Origin of the sequence: Enterococcus sp. DIV0840, from assembly GCF_050527835.1 — a bacterium.
Lineage (GTDB): Bacteria > Bacillota > Bacilli > Lactobacillales > Enterococcaceae > Enterococcus_L > Enterococcus_L ureasiticus.
The window spans coordinates 647,482-672,644 of sequence record NZ_CP172876.1 but is presented as its reverse complement, the minus strand read 5'-3'; the positions used below and the strand labels follow the sequence as shown (position 1 = coordinate 672,644).

The following is a 25,163-nucleotide window of genomic DNA, read 5'->3' as shown; positions in this document are numbered from 1 at the left end:
AGAGAGCATTCATGGATAATCAAGAAGCATTACAATCATTAAAAGAAGTCATTCAAATAAAAAGTATTTTAGGGAAAGAAAAAGTAGTTGCAGATAAACTGCAAGTGCTTTTTGAAAAGTATGACATCCCTTGTGAACAGGTAGAATATAGCGAGGGACGTAATCAATTAGTCGCGACTCTAAAAGGCCATGAAGCAGGTCCTGTCCTAGGTTTTTCTGGACATATGGATGTGGTTCCTGTGGGTGAAATTCCTTGGGATGAAGATCCCTTTGCCGCAATTGAAAAAGACGGTTTATTACATGGACGTGGAACCTGTGATATGAAATCAGGCTTGATTGCAGCCGTTGTTGCGATGATTCGTTTAAAAGAAGCAGGCTCAAACTTTAAAGGAACCATCAAACTTTTAGCGACTGTGGGAGAAGAAACGAGCGCTATCGGCTCTGGTCAATTAGTTGATAAAGGCTATGCAGATGATTTAGATGCATTAGTCATCGGTGAACCTACAAATGTTGAGATCGGTGTAGCGCATAAAGGTGCTTTATGGCCTCGTATCACAACTTACGGGAAAACAGCTCATGGCTCAATGCCAGATCAAGGAGTGAATGCGATCGAACATATGCTTTTAGTTTTGAATGCCTTTAAAGAAACCTTTGATTTCTCTCAATCTGTAGATGAATTAGTCGGCGCCTCAACTTCCAGTTTAGATATTATCAATGGCGGTAACGGAACCAATGTTGTTCCTGATAAATGTACAGTAGAGATCGACATTCGCACAATCAAAGCTCAAGATCATTCAGAGTTAAAGCAACAATTCAAAGAGATGCTAGATAAATTAACAGCAACCGTTCCAGATTTTAAAGCAGAGATCGAGTTCATCAATGATCTACCTTCTATGAAAACTGAACTTGACGATCCTTTCACTGTATTAACACAAAAAGTCGTTTCAAAAGTTACAAGTGAAACAGCGAATACATTCGGTATGACTGGTTATACCGATGGTTCTCAATTTGGACGTGTAAAAAAAGAATTCCCTATTTTGATTCTAGGTCCTGGTGAAACAAAATATGCGCATCAACCTAATGAATTCGTGAACATTAACGACTTTTACCAAATGATTACTATCAATGAAAACATTGCAAAAGAATTTTTAAAATAACCTAGAAAAAAGCCGAAATGAACTTTAATCTGTTCATTCCGGCTTTTTTTCTCTTGCTTATGATTTTACTTAAAGCTCAAATAACTTTTTCGTCAGCCTCTCCAACTCTCCTGTTGCAGGAAACTGTGAAACCTTAATACTTAAACACCCTTCAGTCGGCACTAGCATCACATGATTATAAATAATCACGTCAACGCCTTCTCTTTTTATATACTCTTCAGTAATTTTTTCATTAAAAACCCAGCTGACATCAAAATTGCCAGGGATTCGTTTCTTTAAAATAGCAATTAAATGCTGAACATAACAGGCTTCACCAGAAATACTCAAAAGAATTTTTTTATTATTTTCGATCGTCGTATCAATTAAATAGGAGCTAAAAAGTAAACTCAAATTCGTTGCTACATCTTCTGGATATACCAATCGTGCCTCATGGGCTAACTTGACTTGTTTTAATTTAGCCAAACATGCTTGGTAGATAGTAGGAAATTCCCTTTTGGCATATTGATTTAGTTCGAACGAGTTTCTTTGAAATAATGGCGTTATTCTAGATAATAAACTAAGATTTTCCAAAAATGAATTCACACAATGATACATTTCTTTGCTTCTTGAAGGATCAAGAGGAATACTTTCACCAAAATCAAAAATCGTATTATATCGATTATCGTAATTGGATTTTATTGTCAGATTGATTGAGTAAATCTCTCCTTCTGGAGGTAGATAAATGACACTTGCTAAGGTTGTGACATAAGCATAGATATGTTCTTCATAAGGTAAATTTTCGATTGAAAAATACTTCTTCATCAATTGATCATAGATTTCAGAAAACACTTCAAAACGATCTGTCATCGCATATTTTTGACTAGGCTCCTGTTTTTTAGGGATATAAAAATGCTTATCAACTCTTTGCAAAATAACATGGTGCCACATTTTCGCCCGATTTGCATCCAGTGTTAACACCCTTTGATACTTATTTAGAAATGATTCTTGAAATTCGTAATAAAACTTTTGAACCATCTCATCAAGATGAACATCTTCTTCTCGCCACCCCCGTTGGCTTGTGTAATCGAAATATAAATACCGAATGTCGGCTTCCTCTCCGATCAAAGCCAAATGCGGCGATAATTGTAAGGCCAAGTTGTATCGTTCTAATACTTCAGTCAAGTGAGGCAAATAGCGTCTCAACGTTCGCTCTGACAACCAAATCCGATCACACCAAGTTTCAATCGAATATTCCTCCCCGTCCAATAAAGCACTCAACAAGGTAAAAAGTGGCTGCTGGTCAATGATATCCGATAATATTTCTTCGATCGTGTAGGTACTGTCCCGGTTAAAAATAATAGTTTCTTTTTTCACTTGCACAAATCCATCGATCACTGGGCTGTATTCCTGCAGTAAAGCTAAATCACTTTTTAACGTTTTTTTTGTCACACCCAAGTTGGCTGCCACATCTTCCATTGTCAGTAAATCAGAGGTATCCGCTAAAAAATAAATTAGATTAATCAATCGGATCGCTTTTTTATCTGTTACTAGGTCTATATACAATTTCCGCATGTTTTTCCCCCTTGGATGTGTCGTCATTTTTTATTAGATTTCTTTGTAATAGTATAGCACGAGCGCTTTTAAAACACGTCATATAAGATTTTCCAAGCTTTATAGCAGTGGTGCAAACAAGCCACAGATTTTGCCTTTGATTTTTTTCCAAGTGCTTCTTTGCGCTAATTCAAGAGCTGTGATTTGTTTGGCATTGGTTTGATCCTTTTTAAAATCATCCGCTAATTTTTGAATTGCTTGACCGGTATATAAAATAGCGGACACTTCGTGATTGATATCAAAACTGCGAATATCAAAATTTGTCGAGCCAATCGTGGCAACTTGCTCATCAATAATCATTACTTTACAATGTAAAAAGGCTGTATCATCGTATTTATAAACCTGAATCCCTGCACTGATCAAATCTTCCAAATAAAAGTCATTTTCATAATAAGACAGTTTTCTGTCCCCTTTTCCTGGAATAATGATCTCCACCTTGATACCATTACGAGCAACCCTTCTTAATAAAGCCAACAGTTCATCGTCTGGCACAAAATAAGGACTGGCAATGGAAATTTTCTCCTTCGCAGAATCGATCAAATTAAACAAAACATCCCGAACCACGCGTTCTTGATCGTAAGGACCACCATAAATCACTTGTCCTTCATCGCTTCCTACTTCAATTGTAGAAAAATAACTTTCCACCATAAATTCATTCGCACTTCCAGCACTATTTTTCATATACAGCCCATCATATAAAAAACTTTCCTGTAATTGTGTCACTAAAGGACCTGCTATTTGTAAATGCGTATCTCGCCAATGAGAGAATTTGGGTGTTATGCCTAGATATTCATTCCCAATATTTAAACCACCTACAAAACCAAGCGTTCCATCGATGACGATCACTTTTCTATGATTGCGCCAATTCGCTCTCGCAATATGATAAAACGACTGGATTGGATTGAAAATTTCTACTTCTACCTGAGCCGCTTTTAAAGAATCAAGATACGCATCAGATAATTTTACAGAACCTAAACCGTCCACCCCAAAGCGAACTTTGACTCCCTCTGAAGCTTTCTTTATCAAGATTTTTCGGAGTTGATCTGCAAGTTCATCCTCTTTGATTATGAAATAAAACAAATGAATATGGTGTTGCGCTTCATTCAGTGCTGCAAAAATAGCCGAAAAAGTCTCTTCACCATCCGTAAGCACCTCAAATTGATTCCCCACCATTACGACCTTTTTCGACAAGCGCTCATTTTTCTCTTCCAAACGACTCAACGGTTCCAATGTCTTCCTCTTTATACCCTGAACATAGCGAATTAGTCTGTTCTGTTCTTGCTTTTGAACAGTGCTACTTTTCAAGTTACTGCGCCCGAAGAAAAGATAAACAAACAACCCAACGACTGGAACAAAATATAATGTCAAAACCCAAGCCACTTTAACGCTCGTTACATCCTTGCGTCTAAAAACAATGTACATACTTAGTAGAATAGAAATCAGCTCAAACAATGAAAGTATAATCAAAACGAACTGCGGATAAAAAATAAAAAGTAGAAAAAATGTGATTATTGTAACAAGCAAAACAATACTAAATTGACGTAATGTTTGATTCATAGTTATCCTCCTTAAAATAACGAATGTTTTTTATTTAACCACCATAAAAACTGTTAGATTACTTTTATAAAAAACTTATTTATTCATTATAATAGCGGATAAAAATCTAATAATACAGGCATTTTTTTCACTTTAATGGAAAACATTGCCAGATAAAGTATCCGCTCCTAGTTAAACCCTTGTCCTTGTTGGCTTATGCTTAAAATAAAATACAATAATGACAAAAAATGTCAGTTCAGTCCTTTTTTTGCATTCATTTCAAGAACCTTCCGTGATAAATTTGTGATATACAAAACAAGCGAACTAGAATGGATGGTGATTAATCATGAAAATCGAGCAGTACTTTTCTTACGGATTCCTTTTTGAAGCCAAACTTTTGAATAAACATGGCGAAACAATTGCAAAGCAGTTTGTTTAAATGGAACCAAATGAAGAAATTGCCATGGAAAAGATCATTTTTACTATCTCTTTGCTGCAAGATTTTAAATTGCATCAAATCAAACTGATCGATGAAGTATGGATGGTCACAGAATAAATGATTGTAAATAAGAAAGGATGTTTTATATGAATAAGAAAAGATTAGTGGAGACATTTACTGAGTTGGTGCAAGTAGCTTCTGTTTCACGTCAAGAAGGAGAATTTGTGCAGTTATTGAGCGATAAATTAATCGCATTAGGTTTGACAGTCACAGAAGATGATTCAATGAAAACAACCAAACTTGGCTCAAACAATTTGATTGCCAAATATACTGGAAGTTTAGCTAAGGAACCGGTCTTCTTCTCTTGTCATGTGGATACTGTAGAACCTGGTGTAGGCATTGAAGTGCTTGAGAAGGACGATATTCTTTATTCTAAAGGTGAAACGATTTTAGCGGCAGACAATAAAGCAGGAATTGCGATTCTTTTAGAAATGATTGAAACTATTATAGAAAACAATATCGAAACAGGACCGATCGAGCTCGTCTTTTCTCCTGGTGAAGAAATCGGTTTGATTGGGGCCGCCGCCTTGGATATGTCATTGATCGATTCAACATTTGGTTATGTATTTGATAATTCTGGTCCGGCTGGAAATGGAATCGTTGCTAGTCCTTTCCTCTATATGTTTGATATTGAAGTGACAGGTAAAGCGGCTCATGCTGGTTTAGAACCAGAAAAAGGTATTTCAGCCTTCACGATCGCTCAAACGGCATTAGAAGGCATTCCTTTTGGCAGACTGGATGAGCATACTACGTCAAATATCGGAAAAATTTCTGGTGGTGCAGGGATCAACGTTGTGATGGAACACTTGATGATCCAAGGGGAAGTACGATCGATCTCAGATGAAAAAGCACGTGATTTTCTTGCCACATTAGAACAGTCCTTCAAAAATGCGACTAGCTTACATGGCGGTGACTTCACTCTTTCAGTTGATCAAAAAGCGACTGGTTTTCATTTAGCTGATGATTCTGATCCTGTTAGAATCGCTAAAGCGGCAACAACTAAAATTGGTCGAACTTTTACACCTGAAATCAGCGGTGGTGGTAGTGATGCCAATATCTTTAACGCACAAGGCAAACCAACATTAAATTTATCGATTGGATATGAAGAAATTCATACAATTAATGAGTATATCCCAATTGCTGAAATGCTAAAATCAGTTGAATTAGCTTTAGCTATCATCAATGAAATGCCCGACAGCCATACTTCAAGCGGGTCAGTAAAATGACTGCGGTGCGTAAAGGTCAAAATATCTTGTTGATTATCCTAGCAGTTCTGCTGCTGAGTATCTCCATCAATATGTTTTTAGGCCCTCATCAGATAGCCGCAGGCGGTGTGAGTGGATTAGGTATTTTGGCAGAAGCAGCCTTTTCGATTGATCGGTCGATCGTTGTTTTGGTCTTAAATTGTTTGATGTTGCTTTTAACGATCCTCTTTTTAGGGAAAAAAGTGTTCTTCAATACCCTGATCGGCAGTTTGTTGTTCCCATTCTTTTTAGCCGTTGTTCCTGAAATCATGGTTACCTCAGATCGTTTACTTTCCGTGCTTTTTGGCAGTGCGATTTTTGGAATCAATGTTGCAATTCTTTATAAAATCGGCGCTTCTAGTAGTGGTACGACAATTCCACCGCTGATTTCACAAAAATATTGGCACATTAATACCTCAACAGGTCTTTTAGTGACAGATGCCTTTATCGTTTTATTGAATGTGTTTATCTTTGGCGTTGAATCGTTTCTATATGCGATATTATCGATCATCATCACATCTATCGTTATGACCTATATCGAAACAGGCGTCAAACGAAGAAAATCGATTTTGATTTTCAGTCAGGATAAAACAACTGAAATTAAAGAGGAATTACTGCAGACTGTTAATCGCGGTGTCACTCTTTTCAATGTGACTGGCGGTAAAACTGAGCAGGAAAATCAAATGTTGATGATCGTCAGTTCAAATAATGAGTATCCAGCAGTTATGCGCATTATCGATCAAATCGATCCAACTTCTTTTGTCATTGTTTCAAACGTTGCTGAGGTTCATGGCTTAGGTTTTACCTACCACCCTATTCAATAAAAATAGCCACTTAGAAAAAGGAGAGCGAAAATTATGAATTCTGTGTTAGCTTTTACGATTATTATGCTTGTTTGGACGGTCAGTGATTATATTTCTAAAAAGACCAAGTCACTGCTTTCAACGTTATTGATTGCTTCATTGATCTTCTTGATTGGGTTTAAAACGAACTTATTTCCAGAAGATTTATTGCCTAGTTCCTCTTTACTAGCCTTAGGAACAACCGTTGTTGGGTTTATCCTAGTCCATCTTGGAACAACGATCAGTTTAAAAGAATTTAAACAACAATGGCGGACATTCTTGATCGGTGTAGCTGCAACACTTGGGATCGTTGCTGCATTATTGCTCGTTGGTCCATTATTTGAGGATCAAAGTTACGCGATTGCGGCTATCGGTGCGATTTCTGGCGGCACAATTTCAATCATCATGGTTCAAGATGCTGCCATTGCTGCTGGATTGTTATCTGTAGCAGTTTTACCTGTTTTGATTTCTGCCTTTCAAGGGTTGATCGGTTTCCCATTAACTTCATTGATTTTAAGAAAAGAAGCCAATCGTCTGCATCAAGAATACCAAGAAAATCCTGATGCTTTTGTTAGCGCTGAAGAAGTGGAAGAAAAAGAACCTAAAAAGACACGTTTACCAGAGCTTTTCCATACAACAGCAGGTACGCTCTTTGTTGTCGGAGTTACTGTTTTACTTGCTACATTCGTAAATAACCTGACCAACGGTATGATCAACACGTTCATCCTTTGCTTACTGTTTGGGATTGCGTTGAGAGAGTTGAATATTTTTAAACCGAATATTTTGAATGGGATTGATGCGTACGGATTGATGATGTTAGCTATTTTGATTATTATCTTTGGTCCTTTAGCAACGATTTCTATTCATGATTTGATCGAATTGATTTTACCATTGACACTTTCGTTTTTAGTGGGGGTTACTGGAAATATGTTGTTTTCGGCAATTGCTGGGAAGTTTCTTGGTTATAGCTTATCGATGTCGATTGCGATTGGTTTAACTTCATTATATGGCTTCCCAGGCACAATGATTTTGAGTCAAGAAGCAGCGAAAAGTATCAATGGCACACCTGAAGAAATCGCTCTGATCGAAGGACAAATTCTACCGAAGATGGTTATTGCTGGATTTTCTACTGTAACAATTACATCTGTTTTCATCACTGGAATTTTAGTTAATTTGATTGGGTAATGTTCATATAAAAAAAGAAACGTATGTCTGAAGGAAAAAGACATATGTTTCTTTTTTAGATTTATCAATCAACGATTTCTTTTAACTCAACAATTTCTTTATCGATTGCTTGCCACTCACTCATTACTTTTTTATAGCGGTATCGAATGATCACTGCTGCAACAACACCAATAGCTGTCAATACAATATTCAACCCAAAAATCAGCGAAACATTGATTTTTTCCAGTTGGCCTGTAATATAAGGCACGATCATTACAGAAACAGATGTTGCAATCGAATAATAACTAGTGATCCGTCCTTTGCCTTTTGAAAACAACTCCAACAACACTGCTAATCCTAGCTGCCAGATTCCTCCTGCTGCAAAAACACCGATACCGATCGAGCCAAGCAAAAACATCGGTACACTTGGAAACAACGTCATTCCAATCAGCAAGAACAATGAAATGAACGTGCACCATACAATTAATAACGTTGGCGCAACGCCCCGTTTTACGATCAATGACGTTAAAAATACTGATGCAAACGAACCAATACTATAGGCACTGACCAACACCAAGCTATTCGAATGATTCATAAGATTCAAAGACTCTGCAAAAGATGGCACCCATAAAATAAAAATATTAAATGTAGACACACAAGTAAAACTAAACACTAACAACGCCAATCCTTCGACCTTAAACAACGGTTGTTTCCCTTTAACGTTTCCTTCTTCTTTGACTAGTTGCGGTGTACTCTCACCTATCTCTACTCTTTCTGGAAATCCTAGTTTAGAAATATACAGCAAATTAAGAAACAACCCTAAAGCACATCCGATAAAAACAAGTCCATAATAAATCCCATGATTCAACATAAATCGTGTCAACAACGGTAAAATAAACTGACCTAAAGAAATAAAGGCTTTGTTCAACACACTAAGAGAACTATTGTCTTTTTCATTTGGATAAGCTTCCATTAAAGTTGGATACGTACTTGTATCTAAAAAAGCATTACTAAATCCAGCAAATAAAGCAAAAAAGAGTCCTTGTAAATAGTTTTGACTGATCAGAATTCCCAAGAAAAAGATCAAATAACTTATGATCCCCAGCTGTACTGTTTTTTTACGCCCAAATTTATCCGAAAAATAACCAGCAAAATACAAAATCAACACGCGTCCCAACCCAATACCACTGATGACCAACGTCACTTGCTGCACGGTTGCTTGCCAGCTATCCATCAAAGCATTAAGATTTTGAGATAAAATGATTGCTGCCATACCTTGAAAAATAAAATTCGTATATAAAGAGCCGATCAAAGGGGTGTAGTTTTTTTTCGTTGTTTCCATCGCCATTCTCCTAGCTGTTTAAAATTAACTTTGCTCACTTTTTCACTATATTTATTTTAAGAAGAATCGTCTATAATATCTAATGCTTTATTTTCATATAATTGATAAATTATATTTATGGTTTTTTTTTTTATAAACAACTTTCCACTATCTTTGATGTAATTATCCTATTATTACTTACAGACAGAGGCAAGTCAACTTTTAATTTTTTCTATAATAAATAATTAAAATAAGCTGTAAACGAAATTCACCCCCTTTCGTTTACAGCTTATTTTTAGTAAAGATAACTTAAATCACTAGAAACTGTCGGATAAAGCATTATCATCTCATTGATTTTTTCAGCTGGTAATTTTTGGTTGATCATTAGAGTAAACATATTGACTAGCTGATCAGCCTCGTTACCTAAGACTGTTGCACCAACTAATAGACCCGTTGCTTTTTCGGTAACGATTTTTGCTTTAACTAATGGTTCGTTGATATGCTTATACGTAAACCATTGAGATAAATCCAAATCTTGTATTTTATATTTTTCATTTTCTAAAGTGGTTTTATCTGTTAAACCAACTTGTGCTAGTTTTGGTGAGCTAAAAATAATTGTTGGTACAGCTGGATATTGAATGGTAGCTTGTGTTTTCCCGCTAATAAGTTTGGCAAGATAACTACCTTCAAAGCTAGAAACAGGAGTTAACTTCGGCTGTTTTTTTTCCAAACAATCTCCTAATGCGTATATAGTTTCTACAGTCGTTTGCAATTGATCGTTGACCGTAATGCCTTTATGGGTGAAGGCAACACCGATTTTTTCTAGGTTCAAGCCTTCGACATTCGGAATCCGACCCGTTGCACAAAAGACACGGTCAGCTAGCATTGTTCCTTGGCTGGTCAAGGTTATTTCAACTTGCTCACCTTGTTTGGTAATCGACTCAGCTGATTCGTTAAAGTGAAAATGAATTCCTCTAAGCTTGAGATTTTCGATCAACGCTTCAGTCAGTGTTTCATCAAATCCTTTTAAAGGGCGCTCATTATGATGCAATAAATGGACTTCACTGCCGCTGCTACTTGCAATATTGGCCAGTTCAAGAGAAATATACCCGCCACCAACAAATACGATTTTTTCAGGCAACTCTTTCATATTCAGAAAATCAGTACTCGTACCAAAGTGTTCTTTTCCAGGGATATCTAAAATAGCTGATCGCTGTCCTGTAGCTAAAATAAATCGCTCAGATTGATAGTCTTTGTTTTCTACTTTAATCGTATGCTTGTCTTTAAAGCAGGCAAACCCTGTGATTGTTTGAATTCCTGCACTTGCTAATCCAGATTTTTGTTCAACAGGAACTTGTTGAGTGAAGGTTTCTTTAAACGACATTAAATTGCCCCAATTTATTTCAGGAGCTGCATCAAAACCGTTATTCTTCAATTGTAGTACATTATCTCTGGCCTCAACAGCGCCATAAAGAACTTTTTTGGGATCACAACCTCGATTAGGACAAGTACCGCCCCAAAGATCTGCTTCTACTACAGCAACTTTTTTCCCTTCTGCAGCTAAATCATAAGCTGCCGCCATGCCGCCTGGTCCACTTCCGATAATAATTACATCAAATCTATTCATGTAACATCCTCCTTTATTTTCCAACTTACTCAAAATAATGGAACTCGTCTACACCATACAAACTAATTATATCAAGGAAACTAGGAAAGTGCTTGTAATAGAATCTTTAAACTACCTGAATTAAACGATCTTAGTGAAACTGCATCCCGCCATCGACAATAATTGTTTGTCCTGTGATATAATCGGAATCTTTTCCTGCTAAAAAGGAGACAACATTTGCGACTTCTTCTGGTTCTGATAAACGTTTTAAGGTGATATCTTTCGCAAATTGCTGCATTCCCCACTCATCATATTTTCCAGCATTTTGACCAACATCGTGCGCGATATCCAGCATCATCTCTGTCCGAACGATTCCAGGAGCATAAGCATTGACTGTGATTCCTTCGTCTGCGAGATCTCTTGCTGCGGTTTGTGTGATACCACGAATCGCAAATTTAGTTCCGCTATAAACGCTAAGATTTGGATTTCCAACCACGCCCGCTTGGGATGTAGCATTAATGATTTTCCCTCCATGACCTAATTTTTTCCACACTTCTTGGGCGGCTTGGATTCCCCATAATACACCCCCAACATTGACTCTAAAGACTTCATCAAATTGCGCTTCTGTAATCGTATCGATTGGCGTGATTGGTCCAATTCCAGCATTATTTACAATAACATTAAAATCACCAAATACTTCAACTGTCCTTTTCACCGCTGAAAAAACTTCCTCACGTTTTGACACATCCGCTTGAATCGTCAATAATTGATCCGCAGTTGCCTCTAATTTTTCAGAAGCTTCTTGTAAATGCTCTAGATTACGGCCAACGATGCTTACCTTAAATCCATCTTGAATCAATCTTTTGGCAATCGCTAAACCGATTCCACGACTTCCTCCTGTGACGAATGCTACTTTTTGAGTCATGACAGTTCCTCCTTGGTTTTAATCTTTATTTTTACACTATGATGATTTACTCAAGTTTCGTAAATAAGTCTACAGGCAAAAGAATTAAAAGTAAAAAGTGTTGCTTGTTACCGTTCAGCAAGGCTACTCATAAAAACAACGTTTAGTGACTAACTCAGCAATCACTAAACGTTGTTTTTGAAACTTATATTAAAAATTTTTGATTATGATTTTATATTGTACGACCATTTTCCTGAATGACTTTTTGATACCAGTAGAAGCTATCTTTTTTATAGCGATTCAAGCTACCGTCTTGGTTTTCATCTTGCTCTACATAAACAAAACCATAACGTTTTTGATAGCCATTCAACCAACTCAATAAATCCGTGTATGACCACGTGCAGTAGCCTAAAACTTCAACACCGTCTGTGATTGCTTCTCTAATTGCATGAACATGGCCCTTTAAATAATTGATACGATAATCATCGTGAATTTCTTTTTCCTCCGTTAGTTTATCGTATTCCCCAAGTCCATTTTCAGTGATCAAAACAGGGATCCGGTAACGACTAGCGATTCTTCTAAGACCGATTCGTAGACCTTCTGGATCAATTTCCCAATCCCAATTGGTTCTTTCAACAAAGGGATTTTCTACTCGTTTAAAGACACCCGGAAGTCCAGATTCTTCTGAGGAACCTTTTTCTCCGGTTGTATTCATTTTGCCTAAGCCAACACCGTCAAGCGGATTAAAAACAACTGTATTGGTTTGATAGTAATTGATCCCTAAAAAGTCTGGTTTTCCAGCTGCTAAAAGTTCTTCATCGCCTGCTTCAATTATAGGTGCCAACCCTTGTTCTTTCAGCATTTTAAAGGCGGCAATTGGATATTTACCAAACAAATAAACATCCATCCAAAAATGAGCGTTTAAGTCTTCTGAATCTTCTGCGGCTAAAATATTTTTAGGATCACTATTAAGTGAATAATTTGGACTATACGCAAAGCTTGGTCCAATAGCACCTGGCATATCTAGTTCATGAAATTTTTTTATAACCGATGCATTTGCTAGATTAGCATAATGGTTTGCTTGATACATTCTTTTAGGATCACTAACTGCTGGTGGGTGTGATGCCATCAAATAGCCATGACTGATAAAGACGTTTTGTTCATTCAAACTAACCCAATACTTCACTTTTCCTCGGAAAGCCTCAAACAAAGCTTGCGCATAATTTGTAAAATCTTCAATGATTTTTCTAGACTCCCAACCTTGATATTCATCTTGAAGCGCCTGAGGTAAATCCCAATGATACAGTGTCAACACAGGTTCGATCTGATTTTTGATTAGTTTATCTACTAAATCGATATAAAACTGTAAGCCTGCTTGATTGATTTGTCCACGTCCATTGGGGAAAATTCTTGTCCAAGCTACTGAGAAGCGATAGGCTTTTAAACCTTGTTCTTTCATTAAAGCAACATCTTCTTTGTAACGGTGATAATGATCGACTGCCACATCGCCATTTGTTCCTTTAAATGTCTTACCTGGAATCCGAACAAATTCATCCCAAACTGAAATACCTTTGCCGTCTTCCTTCCAAGCGCCCTCTACTTGATAAGCAGCTGATGCGCTGCCCCATAGAAAATCTTTTGGAAATTGATCCAGTTGTTTGTGCTCCATCTTACTTGCCTCCAGTTTTATTGCACCGTTATCGAATTTTTCTTTTCACTTTATCTCAATTTTCTTTCGATCACGTGCTCATTTTCATGGATGTAAACGCGATTTTTCCGTCTAATGCCTCTGACAAATCCTTATACGCTTGCTATCCCTCTCTATTATAAACTTAATAAGAGAAGTTCCACTAGTATTTAAAATAATTATTTTCAAAATTCGTTTCAAAAAAACAAACTTATTATAAAAACACAAGCCATAAAATTATTAATTAATTATTCATTATCATTTAATAATGTTTTTTTTAGTTTTATACGTTTTTTTATTTTCATCTTTTTCCTAACCAAAATATACTTTATCATGCACACTTTTTTTTATACTTGGAGTGTAAGACACTATTGTGATATACTAGTATTGCTTTGTTTTACAGGGTTTATTCAGTAAATTCATTACGAAGGGAGTGAAAGTATTTTGGAAGAAGAATACTCGCGACGCAACCAGCAACGTCCAGCATCTGCATCAAAATCGACAATCGTAACTGTTATTTTATTGTTATTTATAAATACACTTGCATTGGGCTTTTTACTATTTTTAAATGTTCAAGCAAGCACTAAGCAAAAAGAACAATTAAACAGTATAGAAAAACAAGTCAATCAGCTTGAACAAGCTCACGGAACAACAAATCAACCAGCAGTAACTAACAATACAGAACACAATGTTCCTGTAAGAGAAAGTTCAACGCAAGTAAGCACAACGAAAGAATCAAGTTCGACCACTGATGATTCAAGTCAAACAGCTCAAGCAACACCCACTTCATCAGAGGCAACTGACCAACAAACCGAACGCTCAACAGAACCTGCCGCAACTACTTATACAGTTCAGCAAGGTGATACACTTTCTGTAATTGCTGAAAAGAACAAATTATCTCTTCAAGATTTAATGTTAAAAAATAATTTAAGCGATTCAACTGTTTATATTGGACAAGTTTTATCATTAAAATAGGCGGCTATTTTCCCCTACATAAGTTTATCCAATTAATTGCACACGTTATTTATAAAAATGCGGTACAAAACTTTTTTAGTTTTGTACCGCATTTTTATCGCAATAAACAACCATTATAACTCGTGATCACGCGAATGATTTATCTTGTAATACATGTTTTTAGGCACTACAATTTCTTCTTGTGACTGAATATAATCAATAATCAATCCAACAATTTCTTCTGCCCCTTCATCAATAACAGGACATTCCAGATAGGTTTTAAAACCGCCTCCACCACTTGCTCGATAATCACTTAATGCAATCGTAAATTCGTCATTATCTTTGATTAGTTGATTTTTATAACGCAATGCAGTGACACGTTTTCCAGCCTTCTGACAAAGGTCGATCGTATACTCGATCCCAACAAAAAAGTCAAAATGATAATGTTCAATTTTAGGATACAAGTAACTTGGCGAAATGGCTACTTCATTTTGTTCATTTAAACTAAAATAATCCCCATTTTTATCCACAACTTGCTTCAATTGAGCACCAGTGATTTTTAACGTAATCAGCTGATTGGTGTATGGATAAGTTGCAATCACATCCCGCATCGTTACATCTTTATGAAATCCAGGTGATGTATTAGCCAAAGAAACTACTGTAATCTGAGCTTTACTGGCTTGCAGTTGAACGGCTCCAATCAATTCTATGACCGGACTTCCATATAATGCCATCTCTAACTTATCCTCAGCTAATGCATCCGTGTTCAATTGGCCGATTGCTTGATCCAGCCACTCTTGGACTTTTGTTTCTAATGGCTGTAGCTCATCCATTAAATTAGATTCTGGTGCCGTGTTAGGTTTGCCGACAGTTGAAGTTATTTCTATATTATTCTGTATTTTTTCAATGTTGATTTCAAAATAATTAAGCGCGTTAGATGACGGCTGTACAATATAGGTACCATGTAGTAATTGGCCTTCGATCAATAAATGCTGATGACCTGTCAAAAGTAAGTCAAAATCAAGTTCTTCACAGATTTTATAGCCGATATTTTCACTTGTTTTAGATAAAATCGTACTGGTTTTTACATCTCTTTCAAATCCACCATGATAAATACAAATCGTAAGATCAACTTGCGATTTGACTTCTTCCAACGCTTGTTTGGCCGCTGTAAATGGATCAGAAACGGTAACATCTTTGATATTTTCAGCTTTTTCCCAAACATTGATGTAATCTGTCACTACACCTACGATACCGACTTTTAAACCATTCGCTAATGTTTTGATTGCCCATGGGAATTTTTTTGTTTGGCTTTTTGCATCTAGAAGATTCTCACAGACACATGTTGCATCGAGTGCGTCTAAATACTGATACAAATAACTGGTTCCATAATTAACATCATGATTTCCCAATGTAACAAAGTCATACCCTGCATGGTTCAATGCTTTTGCTTGAGGAAAACCTTCTTCTGGATGAGCTTGACAGTATGTTGCTAAAGCGGAGCCTTGAAGCATATCTCCGCCATCGATGAGTAAGGTGTTCTCATCTTTTTGAAAGTTTGGGATACATTTTAACAGCCCCATATTTTTTTCTTGTGTATCTGCATAATTGGTTGGGAATAAATAACCATGGACATCTGACGTGTAATAGATTTTCAATTGCTGTTTCATTTCGTTTCACCTCAAGCCTAAATTAATGTTTGTTAGTCAGTATAGTTGTTTACACGAGCGATATATTCGTCAAAAACATTATAAATATAGTTCATTTCTAAACGATAACTTGGAAAAATTGCTGTATTCGCTGTTATACGATAATCTGATTGATCCGGTAGAAGCTGACCATTATCTAGTGTTACACCTTGAATGGATTGACTTAATAATAGAGCTTTCAGTTCACTTCTAGATACATGATAGGTCGACAGCGTGTAGGGAGGTCTAAAACTGCTTAAAAAGTCTCCAATCGTTGTTCCTTTTAAATTGACAGCATATAAAGCTCCTGGAATTTTCTTCGCTAAATACTGATCAAAACGACTTAGATCAAGCTCTTTTTTTAACCAATTTTCATAATCTTCTTTATCGAATACATCATAATGAGTTGCTGGGTATTTTTTTGTATCGATCAATCGTGCTTTTTTATCCATCATATGATTCTCTTGAACAGAAAAAGTCAATTCCCCAATATAATTCCCTCGATAGCCAGGCTGTACAAAAGCCGTCTCGTTTAATATCCCTGCATTGATTCGATGCTGATGACCGCAAATCACGCCATCGATTCCCGTTATTTCACAAATGATTCGATAAGTCTGGTCTTCGCCTGTATCATATTGCGTTGGCTGACCTGTGTTCATATCTCGCTCGATCCCGCCATGATAACTTACGATCAATACATCGACTTGTTCACGTAATAATGGTACCCAGTGTTTTAAGCTTTCGATCACATTGATAAATTTCAAGTCTTTGATTTGCTCATAATCAGTGATTTGCGGCATAACTCCTGTAATCACACCAATTATACCAACCTTCAGATTCCCACGTTCAATAATCGTATATGGCTCAAAAATCAGTTCATCTGATAAATCTAGCACATTGGCGCAAAGATACTTTCCATTAAATGCAGCAACTTGACGCTTCAAAAAATCGATTCCGTAATCAAAATCATGATTTCCCGGAACCATTACATCAAAGCCAATGTTATTGGCTAGTTCAATCAATGGCGATACGGCCATAGTTGTATTAAAAAAAGTAGTCTCAGGACTACCCACTAAAAAATCACCATTGTCGATCACTATAGGCTCATGATAATTTTCAGCAACCGCAGGAAGAGAACAAAGACCGTTCTCTTCATTTGCTGCAGCTGTCAAAAAACCATGGACATCTGTTGTACTTAATATCGTTACTTTATCCATTTTTTTATCCTCACGATTTACTGTAGTTTTTTACGTAAATAACCAGTTCCAGCATCGATCAAGAATACTGTAATAATGATCCCAAACAAAATAATACCCACTTTATCCCATGCTCTTGATTGAATCGCAAAAATCATTGGCGCACCGATCCCACCGGCTCCAACTAAACCAAGCGTTGCAGCACTTCGAACCGCTATTTCAAAGTGATTCAATGCAAGTGATAAAAAGGTTGGAATCAATTGCGGCAAGCGTGCATAAAACATCGTTTGCCAAAAATTAGCACCGACTGCTGTCATTGATTCTACAGGCGCTTCATCCATCGACTCGATTTCTTCTGTATATAATTTACCTAACATTCCGATCTGATGAACACCAATTGCCAAGACACCAGCAAAAGGACCTGGCCCGACCATCTTCACAAAAATGATGGCATATACAAGTTCAGGAAAAGCTCTTAAAACATTACAAATGAACTTACCGATTTTTGAGACGATCGTATTTGACTTCCATAAATTATGAGCACTAATAAAGGTTAGCGGCAATGCTAAAACAGTCGCAATCACGGTACCTAAAAATGCAATTCCGATCGTTAACAATAGCAAACTCAGTAAATCCTCTCCGCTACCATCATAGACATAACCCCAATCAGGATGGAATAACCCAGAAAGAACGGATTTGACCATATCAAAAGACATATTTCCAGCTTCGGAATAATCAATCCCTGCTGCTGAATAAAGAATGATTGCTAAAACAATGATGATTGGCAAATAGCTTTTTAACTTCCGATTTATGCTCATTATACCAACCTCTTTCTGATAATTTCGCTGATCCAATCGATCGTGATCACCACAACTAATATAGATAAAATAATGATCGACACTCGGTCATAGCGCATCAAACTCAATGAAGAATTCAAAATCACACCAATCCCGCCTGCACCAACATAACCTAAGATCGTAGATGCACGAATATTGACTTCAAATGCATATAAAGAATAGCTAGCGATTTGATGCGTTATTTGTGGTGCAATCGACCAAAAAGCAATCTGTGTTTTCGTTGCACCGACTGATTCAGCCGCTTCGATTGGCCCATGATCGATCGTTTCGATGGCTTCATAAATCAACTGTGAAACCATACCAAATGTAAATACTGCAATCGTCAATACCCCTGTGAATTCACCAATTCCAAACATCGCTACGAACAAGGCAGCCAATAATAAGTTTGGGATCGTACGAACAATGCTCATCAAAAAACGAATGAGCGTTGTCACAAAAAAATTTTTAGTCACGACTGTTGTTGCTAAAAAAGAAAACGGCACAGCAAAAACGACACCCAAGGTTGTTCCCACAACGGACATTTTGATCGTTTTCAGCATCGGTTCAATGATTTTAGGAATATAATGCCAATCAGGACTAAGAAAACGTTGTAAAAAAATGCCCATCTGATCTAAGTTATTAAAGACGTCCGCCATTTGTGCTCCCGTAACTCTTGCGCTTGAAAACACACATAAAAGAACCAACACTAGAATAAATAAATGTTTATATAAATCGCGGTGAATCGTATCTTTTAATTTCATTATGCAACACCTTCAGTTTGTTTCAAAATGTCTGCACCATAAATACTTGTCAAAACTTCATCTGTCGCTTCAGCAGCTGTTCCATCAAAAACAACTTCTCCATCACGTAAGCCAATGATTCGACTAGAAAATTCTCGGGCTAAATCGACTGAGTGAAGATTGATCACTACAGTGTGATTCAATTCCTGATTGATTTTCTTTAAATCTTTCATGATTTTTTGTGTCGTGATCGGATCTAATGACGCAACCGGTTCATCCGCTAAAATAATCGATGCTTGTTGAACCAACGTTCTTGCAATTGATACACGTTGCTGTTGTCCACCGCTTAACTCATCACTTCTTGAGTGCAACTTATCCGCTAAACCTACACGCCCTAACGCATCATCAACTAAAGCGTAATCGTCTTTTGAGAAAATTCCAAAAATACTTTTAAAGGTTGAATAATAACCTAATCTACCTGAAATAACATTTTTTTGAACAGAGCTTTTCTTCACTAAATTGAAGTGCTGAAAAATCATCCCGATATTTCTGCGTATTCTGCGTAGGTCTTTTTTATTTGCTTTCGTAATCGAAGCACCATCAATGATGATATTGCCTTCACTGATTTCGTTTAAGCGATTGATTGAGCGCAATAACGTACTTTTTCCTGCACCACTTAATCCGATCACAGATACAAACTCACCGTCGTTGATTGTTAAATTAATATTTTTAAGTCCTTTGACGCCATTATTATAGGTTTTTGTTACATTTTCAAACTGAATCATGATTTCTCCTTTTAATAAAAAAATAGCAAGAGGTCGAGATAAAAGCGTTTAGCTCCAAGAAATAAGAAGGAATTCACGAAAATGACAAGAACCACGAAATTTTTAATTTCGATGTTGAATGATTCCTAATTGGTGTTCTTCAAATTTTTGTGAATTCCAGCCTATTTTCGAAGGAGCTGCTTTTTCTCGCCGTTTATTTAGTTTTAGAGAATGAAGCAAAGCTATTCTTTAGTTTTGCTTCATTCTCTAAACGTCACTCAAATGTATCAACGCTTTATTCTGCTGCTTTTTCTGTATATTCTTCAACTGTATCGTAATTTTTGTCATCAGCTTCTACATAGCCTTTGTGTCCCCACATCGCCATCGCTTGTGCCCCTTCTGAATCTTTAGGCATTGCTAAGAAAACGTCTTTGACTTTCGCCTGTAATTCTTTGTCCATTTTAGGCTGAACGGCGATTGCATCATTTGGAATATTGCCTTTTGTTAAATATAGGACTTTTAAGTCTTTAAACAAGTCGTCTTTTTCAAATTTTGAGGCAAACACGTTGCGTGCTCCTTCAAAAACGAAACAAGCATCTTGCTGACCATTTAAAACGGCTGTGATTTCACTTGGGATATCATTAACAGTTGTTAATGTAACGTCTTTTGTCGGATCGACTCCAGCTTCTTTCATTTCAACCACAGGATAAATATAGCCACTGGCTGAATTCGGACTCAAACTAGCGATTTTTTTGCCTTTTAAGTCTTTTATTGAATTGATTCCGCTATCTGCTCTTACAAGAACCTCGCCTTTAAATGTACTAGATAGTTTGTTCGCTTCTGGTTTTCCTGTTTCACGGTTATACGCTCCCAGTTCAGAAGATAAAATCGCTGTTGCCGCTTTTTGATTGCGTGCTTGAACATATGCTGATGGTGGCATGATCCCGATATCTACTTTACCAGATGCCATTGCTTCAACGATCGTTGAGTAATCTGTCGCCAAAGTAACATTGACATCACGACCTAATTTTTCTGATAAATATTTTGCGAAAGGTTTCGCTTTTGCTTCCATTGAACCATCATTGTTGGTTGGAACAAATTGTAATTCTAGTGGTTTCGTATCATCCGCGGCTTTCTTATCGCCACTTGCCCCACATCCTGTAAGTAATCCAACACTCAAACCAATAACAGACAGCAACCCTAACAATTTCGTTCTTTTTTTCACTTTTTCCATCCCTTCACATTTCGATATTCCTAAAGTTGAAATCAGTCTCATACTCTAGCTATATCCATTGTATTTTAGTGGTGTAAATTTATCATAATAATGGAGTAAATATTGTGTAAATTTTCTGAAATCCACTTCATTATCATTTATGTAGAACCGTGATTCAACCGTTTGTTACTTTCAGTAAATTTCACTGTTTTTATCATTAAAAATGAATGTACCAAACTAAATTTAGTATAGCATAAATCCAAGCTTTTTCTAGACCAGTTTTCATTTTTTGCTTATTTTATTCTCATTTATATTTTTATAAAAAAGCGATTGAACCCTTTACTGTATGATTATTTCAATGTTTTATCACTAATTTTTATTGGATAATTATAGACAATTGTTGTTATGCTTTCGTCTTATTTTTTCTGCTCTCGATAGTAAATTGTTACCCGAGTTTCTCCTCTACAAAAATCAGCTATTTTTTATACTAAAATTAATATATACTACTCATATTGGTTTTTTTAAGATAGCTTTTTCAATGATTCATCAGTATTTTCAAGTAATTTACAAATACGTTTTTCATTGTAAGATGACTATTGGATAACTGTTTATAGAAATAATTATGTGTCTAGTGACCGAATATAACCTCGTGAACAGCAACATGATTTATTTTTTATAATATTTTTCAACATTGGTGAATTGAAAATAAGGAGGATATTAATGAAAACATTAAAAAAATTATTTATCGTTAGTACAATGCTAGTATTTTTTGGTACGTTCTTTTCTAGCTATGCAACTGCCGAGAAAGCAGAATCACCGCGTTCAGGCGCCTATACTTCAACTACATCATTCTTGTCAAACCTTGATATGAAAATTGAAGATAGAATATATACAGGTAAAATGAATGATTTATCATTAAATGTGGATGCAGAATCATTTACACTAACATTCAAATTAAACAATGAAACTCATGTCTTTAAAGGAAAAAAAGACCCAATTAAATCTGCCTTCAAGGCTTGTGATCGTTACTTAATCGATACAATCGATGACCAAAAAGTTGGTACACATATCGTGTTTGACATTTTCCATTATTCTGGTGCTAATTATAGAAGCTTCCAAGCTCATACCATTACAAATGCTAAAACTACCGCAGGAGTAGATGTAAACTTAAGAACAAGTGGCGCTTTATACAAAAAATAATAATCATTTTCTTTGCCAATGTTGAAAATGAATACAACTAAAAAAGGTGTTCAGAACAATAATCTATTGTTCTGGACACCTTTTTTAGCATTGGCTCATTTTTCTGGATACATTTGATCTGCTAATTTCTCGATTCCATCTAACGATTGATAGCCATAACCAAACATATAATTATAATCGACCGCATAAACTTGTTTATTTTTAATAGCTTTCATACTTGATAATTTTTGATTTTTCAACACAGCATCGATCATTTTTTCACCAGAGATGCCATCTTTCATCGTGCCCCAATCTGCAACGATCAAAACATCAGGATCCGTTTCGATCAATTTTTCTATGCTGACTTCACCTTTTTCATCTTTGAAAATATTGTCTAGTTTCACCATTTTGAAAATATCATTGAAAAATGTTTCGTTATTGGCAGGATAAACATATAATTCTGCTGGATCTGCTGTATGAAGATACGCAAAAGTTTGATCCTCTTTGATTTTAGCTAATTTTTTATCTAGCTTTGCTTGGCGTTCTTTCAACTCTGATTTAAATGCATCTGCTTTGTCCGATACGTTAAAAACTTTGCCTAAGTTATCGATATCATCATAAACAGAGTCAAACGTGCCGCCTGTTACAGAAGAGTTCAAGACGAAGGTTTTGATCCCCATTTCATTAAGCGTATCAACTGTGCCGATCCCCCAGTCTTGGTTATCAAACAGCCCACCGCGTCCGTATGCCAAATCTGGATCAACGCTTAACGCCATTTCCTTGCCGATATAGTCCGTCGATAAATGATTCAATTCATTAAACTCTTTTTCGACTGCTTTATCCGGTTCACCAAACACTGCACCCACACCAACTATTTTATCTTTTAAACCAAGATGCAGCAATAATTCTGCAGCAGGTTGCGTATTTGCTAAAACTTTTTCTGGTACTTTATCAAACGTTTGTTCTTTCTTTTGCCAGCTTTCTGCACCTTCCGCTTTAGAAAAATTTTGAACCGTTACAGGATAGCCTTCACTTTGATTTTTTTCAGCAGCCTTTTGCTCTTTTTGACCGCAACCTGTTACTATCGTTAAACCTAATAAACTAATAATAAGTGCTTTTTTCATTTTTTCGCTTCCTCTACATATATAGTTAAATCTCGTGACTAGTCCAATGAATAGGCAAAACCTAAACGATGGGTCACTGGATTTTGATAAATCGTACATTTAACGCCATAAATCTCTTCGATCAACTCGGCCGTAAATAAGTCCGCGGGTTTGCCTTCAGCAATGATTTTGCCTGCTTTCATCGCATAAATGTAATCACAATAATGTGCAGCTAGCTCTAAATCATGAAGGGCCGCTAAAACGCCGATTCCAAGATTTTTTACACAGTTCAATATTTCAAGTTGATAACGGATGTCCAAATGATTGGTTGGCTCATCCAAAATCATATAACTAGGTTGTTGCGCAATCGTTCGAGCTAAGATCACTCGTTGTTTTTCACCACCAGATAATGACAAAAAACTTCGATCAGAATAGCTGGTCAAATTTGTCTTAGCCAACGCATCCATCACGATCTCAATGTCTTCTTGTGTATCTGATTCTAATAACTTCTTATGAGGTGTTCGGCCTAATAAAACCATTTGAAAAACGCTTAGATCAAAATTCAGTTCATTAAATTGATTTACTACACCTAACTTTTGAGCCACTTTCTTTTCGGAAACAGCTAAAAGGTCCAACTCATCTAAAAATACACGACCAGCTTGTGGTTTGATTCCTTTATAGATCCCTTTGAGCATCGTTGATTTCCCACAGCCATTGGCTCCGATGATCCCCACAAATTGTTTCTTTTGTGTTTGAAAAGAGATACTTTTAACGATTGATTCTTGTCCGATCATGATTTCTAAGTCTTTTACAGTTAATTCCATTGTTAGCCTCCGAAATTGTAGCCTTTTTTGACAATAATATAGATAAATAACGGTGCACCGATCACAGACGTGATAATCCCTATCGGCAGTTCAACACTTGGAATTAAGACTCTTGAAAGCAAATCAGCCCAAATCATAAAAAGTGAACCTGACAAAGCCACGATTGGTAACAAACGTTTATGATCTGAGCCAATCAAGCCACGAACGATATGCGGAATGATCAATCCCACAAAACCGATCATGCCAGAATAGGCCACAATCACACCTGTTAAAAGAGCAGCCAAAAGTAAATACAATTGGCGATATTTACTCAAAGGAACACCTAACGTCACAGCCGCTTCATCGCCTAACAGCATCACATTCAAGATACGATGTTGAAATAAGAAGAAGGCTGTGATCACAATAACAGTGATCGATAAAACGGCCAACTTATTCCAACTAGCCGAAGCTAAGCTCCCCATCGCCCAAAATGTCACGGTCTTCATCCCTTCCGCATTATTGGCAAGATACACAATAAAGCTCGAAATCGAACTGCAAAGAGCGCCGATCACTGAACCTGATAAAACCAATTTAACCGATGTCATCCGACCACCTATCCCTGATAAAACAAGGACCCCAAATGCCGCTGCCATCGCACCGACAAACGCACCAAAAGCCAACCCGAATTGAGAAAAAATACTTCCTGTACCAAACCCAACCAAAATCGCAAAGGTCGCACCAAGTGAAGCCCCCGAAGAAATCCCTAAAATATAAGGATCAGCTAAAGGATTTTGAACAACTGCCTGCATCACAGCACCCGTTATTGCCAAACCCATCCCTACAAAAACAGCTAAGATCACTCTTGGCGTTCGAACGAACCAAATAATATTGACCGCTGAATTACTAGTGATCCCATCAAGCGATCCAAATCTACCACCAGATAGTTTAGTTAAGAGAATCTGAAATACATCTTCCATCGAAATATTCGCTTGCCCATTGATCAAAGAGTAAACGATCGAAAAGAAGATAAGCACCGCTAATAAAAGAATCAACGGAAAAATATGCTGACTTTTAGTTTTGGTTCTTACATCACTTGCCTTGATTGCCTGCAAAAAAATACGCCTCCTGTGTATCTGA

At 36.6% G+C, this 25,163-nt stretch carries 21 protein-coding genes; 6 read left to right on the top strand and 15 right to left on the bottom strand.

The genetic code is table 11. The features are described from left to right. Window positions 1–11: 11 nt before the first annotated feature. Entirely contained in the window at window positions 12–1,157 is a 1,146-nt protein-coding gene (locus tag IGL98_RS03215; protein ID WP_206846673.1) for an ArgE/DapE family deacylase, read from the top strand. A gap of 69 nt (window positions 1,158–1,226) precedes the next feature. Here the strand turns inward: IGL98_RS03215 and IGL98_RS03210 are convergent, their stop codons facing one another. Both IGL98_RS03210 and cls read right to left on the bottom strand, forming a co-directional pair. After that, complete coding sequence (locus IGL98_RS03210; RefSeq protein ID WP_206846675.1) at window positions 1,227–2,708, bottom strand: helix-turn-helix domain-containing protein; 1,482 nt, start codon at window positions 2,706–2,708, stop codon at window positions 1,227–1,229. Between the two features lie 99 nt (window positions 2,709–2,807). Beyond that, on the bottom strand, window positions 2,808–4,304 hold the full coding sequence (cls, locus tag IGL98_RS03205) for a cardiolipin synthase (protein WP_206912429.1): 1,497 nt from the start codon (window positions 4,302–4,304) through the stop codon (window positions 2,808–2,810). A 564-nt stretch (window positions 4,305–4,868) separates the two neighbouring features. On the opposite strand from cls, the gene IGL98_RS03200 reads away from it, so the two are divergent. From IGL98_RS03200 to IGL98_RS03190, 3 genes are read left to right on the top strand one after another with little or no spacing between them, the layout of a single operon-like run. Then, on the top strand, window positions 4,869–6,008 hold the full coding sequence (locus tag IGL98_RS03200) for a M20/M25/M40 family metallo-hydrolase (RefSeq protein ID WP_206846682.1): 1,140 nt from the start codon (window positions 4,869–4,871) through the stop codon (window positions 6,006–6,008). After that, complete coding sequence (locus IGL98_RS03195; protein WP_206912431.1) at window positions 6,005–6,850, top strand: YitT family protein; 846 nt, start codon at window positions 6,005–6,007, stop codon at window positions 6,848–6,850. The genes IGL98_RS03200 and IGL98_RS03195 overlap by 4 nt, the downstream gene beginning before the upstream one ends. Before the next feature lie 33 nt (window positions 6,851–6,883). Next, window positions 6,884–8,053 carry a hypothetical protein gene (locus IGL98_RS03190; RefSeq protein ID WP_206846684.1) on the top strand — a complete coding sequence of 390 codons (1,170 nt, stop codon included), beginning with the start codon at window positions 6,884–6,886 and terminating at the stop codon, window positions 8,051–8,053. 64 nt (window positions 8,054–8,117) lie between these two features. On the opposite strand, the gene IGL98_RS03185 is transcribed toward IGL98_RS03190, so the two are convergent. The 4 genes from IGL98_RS03185 to IGL98_RS03170 form a co-directional block, all read right to left on the bottom strand. Continuing rightward, window positions 8,118–9,374: an MFS transporter gene (locus IGL98_RS03185; protein WP_206846685.1), complete on the bottom strand. Its 1,257-nt coding sequence runs from the start codon at window positions 9,372–9,374 to the stop codon at window positions 8,118–8,120. A gap of 274 nt (window positions 9,375–9,648) precedes the next feature. After that, window positions 9,649–10,980: a dihydrolipoyl dehydrogenase family protein gene (locus tag IGL98_RS03180; RefSeq protein WP_206912434.1), complete on the bottom strand. Its 1,332-nt coding sequence runs from the start codon at window positions 10,978–10,980 to the stop codon at window positions 9,649–9,651. 130 nt (window positions 10,981–11,110) lie between these two features. Continuing rightward, entirely contained in the window at window positions 11,111–11,884 is a 774-nt protein-coding gene (locus IGL98_RS03175) for a (S)-acetoin forming diacetyl reductase (RefSeq protein ID WP_206844390.1), read from the bottom strand. Window positions 11,885–12,095: 211 nt separating this feature from the next. After that, a complete protein-coding gene (locus IGL98_RS03170; protein ID WP_206912436.1) occupies window positions 12,096–13,532 on the bottom strand; it encodes a glycoside hydrolase family 1 protein in 1,437 nt (478 codons plus the stop codon). 462 nt (window positions 13,533–13,994) lie between these two features. Here IGL98_RS03170 and IGL98_RS03165 point away from each other — a divergent pair, with 462 nt between their 5' ends. Next, a complete protein-coding gene (locus IGL98_RS03165; RefSeq protein WP_206844395.1) occupies window positions 13,995–14,525 on the top strand; it encodes a LysM peptidoglycan-binding domain-containing protein in 531 nt (176 codons plus the stop codon). 113 nt (window positions 14,526–14,638) lie between these two features. On the opposite strand, the gene IGL98_RS03160 is transcribed toward IGL98_RS03165, so the two are convergent. From IGL98_RS03160 to IGL98_RS03135, 6 genes are all read right to left on the bottom strand, one after another. Beyond that, window positions 14,639–16,174, bottom strand: a complete 1,536-nt coding sequence (locus tag IGL98_RS03160) for a bifunctional metallophosphatase/5'-nucleotidase (protein ID WP_206913226.1) — start codon at window positions 16,172–16,174, stop codon at window positions 14,639–14,641. A 32-nt stretch (window positions 16,175–16,206) separates the two neighbouring features. Beyond that, a complete protein-coding gene (locus tag IGL98_RS03155; protein WP_206913216.1) occupies window positions 16,207–17,409 on the bottom strand; it encodes a bifunctional metallophosphatase/5'-nucleotidase in 1,203 nt (400 codons plus the stop codon). 17 nt (window positions 17,410–17,426) lie between these two features. Then, a complete protein-coding gene (gene phnE, locus IGL98_RS03150; RefSeq protein ID WP_069645800.1) occupies window positions 17,427–18,206 on the bottom strand; it encodes a phosphonate ABC transporter, permease protein PhnE in 780 nt (259 codons plus the stop codon). After that, window positions 18,206–18,985, bottom strand: coding sequence for a phosphonate ABC transporter, permease protein PhnE (gene phnE / locus IGL98_RS03145; RefSeq protein ID WP_206913215.1), 780 nt, complete (start codon window positions 18,983–18,985; stop codon window positions 18,206–18,208). The genes phnE (IGL98_RS03150) and phnE (IGL98_RS03145) overlap by 1 nt, the downstream gene beginning before the upstream one ends. Then, window positions 18,985–19,749, bottom strand: a complete 765-nt coding sequence (gene phnC / locus IGL98_RS03140; RefSeq protein WP_206913213.1) for a phosphonate ABC transporter ATP-binding protein — start codon at window positions 19,747–19,749, stop codon at window positions 18,985–18,987. The genes phnE (IGL98_RS03145) and phnC overlap by 1 nt, the downstream gene beginning before the upstream one ends. Before the next feature lie 274 nt (window positions 19,750–20,023). Beyond that, window positions 20,024–20,962: a phosphate/phosphite/phosphonate ABC transporter substrate-binding protein gene (locus IGL98_RS03135; RefSeq protein ID WP_206913211.1), complete on the bottom strand. Its 939-nt coding sequence runs from the start codon at window positions 20,960–20,962 to the stop codon at window positions 20,024–20,026. 699 nt (window positions 20,963–21,661) lie between these two features. Between IGL98_RS03135 and IGL98_RS03130 the strand changes: the two genes are divergently transcribed. Next, window positions 21,662–22,141, top strand: a complete 480-nt coding sequence (locus IGL98_RS03130) for a hypothetical protein (RefSeq protein WP_206913208.1) — start codon at window positions 21,662–21,664, stop codon at window positions 22,139–22,141. 95 nt (window positions 22,142–22,236) lie between these two features. On the opposite strand, the gene IGL98_RS03125 is transcribed toward IGL98_RS03130, so the two are convergent. The 3 genes from IGL98_RS03125 to IGL98_RS03115 are packed head-to-tail and all read right to left on the bottom strand — an operon-like array spanning window position 22,237 to window position 25,138. Then, the gene (locus IGL98_RS03125; protein WP_206913206.1) at window positions 22,237–23,244 is read right to left on the bottom strand and encodes an ABC transporter substrate-binding protein; all 1,008 of its coding nucleotides are present in this window, start codon (window positions 23,242–23,244) and stop codon (window positions 22,237–22,239) included. 38 nt (window positions 23,245–23,282) lie between these two features. Continuing rightward, window positions 23,283–24,047: an ABC transporter ATP-binding protein gene (locus IGL98_RS03120; RefSeq protein ID WP_206844408.1), complete on the bottom strand. Its 765-nt coding sequence runs from the start codon at window positions 24,045–24,047 to the stop codon at window positions 23,283–23,285. A 2-nt stretch (window positions 24,048–24,049) separates the two neighbouring features. After that, window positions 24,050–25,138: a FecCD family ABC transporter permease gene (locus tag IGL98_RS03115; RefSeq protein WP_206913204.1), complete on the bottom strand. Its 1,089-nt coding sequence runs from the start codon at window positions 25,136–25,138 to the stop codon at window positions 24,050–24,052. Between the last annotated feature and the right edge of the window lie 25 nt (window positions 25,139–25,163).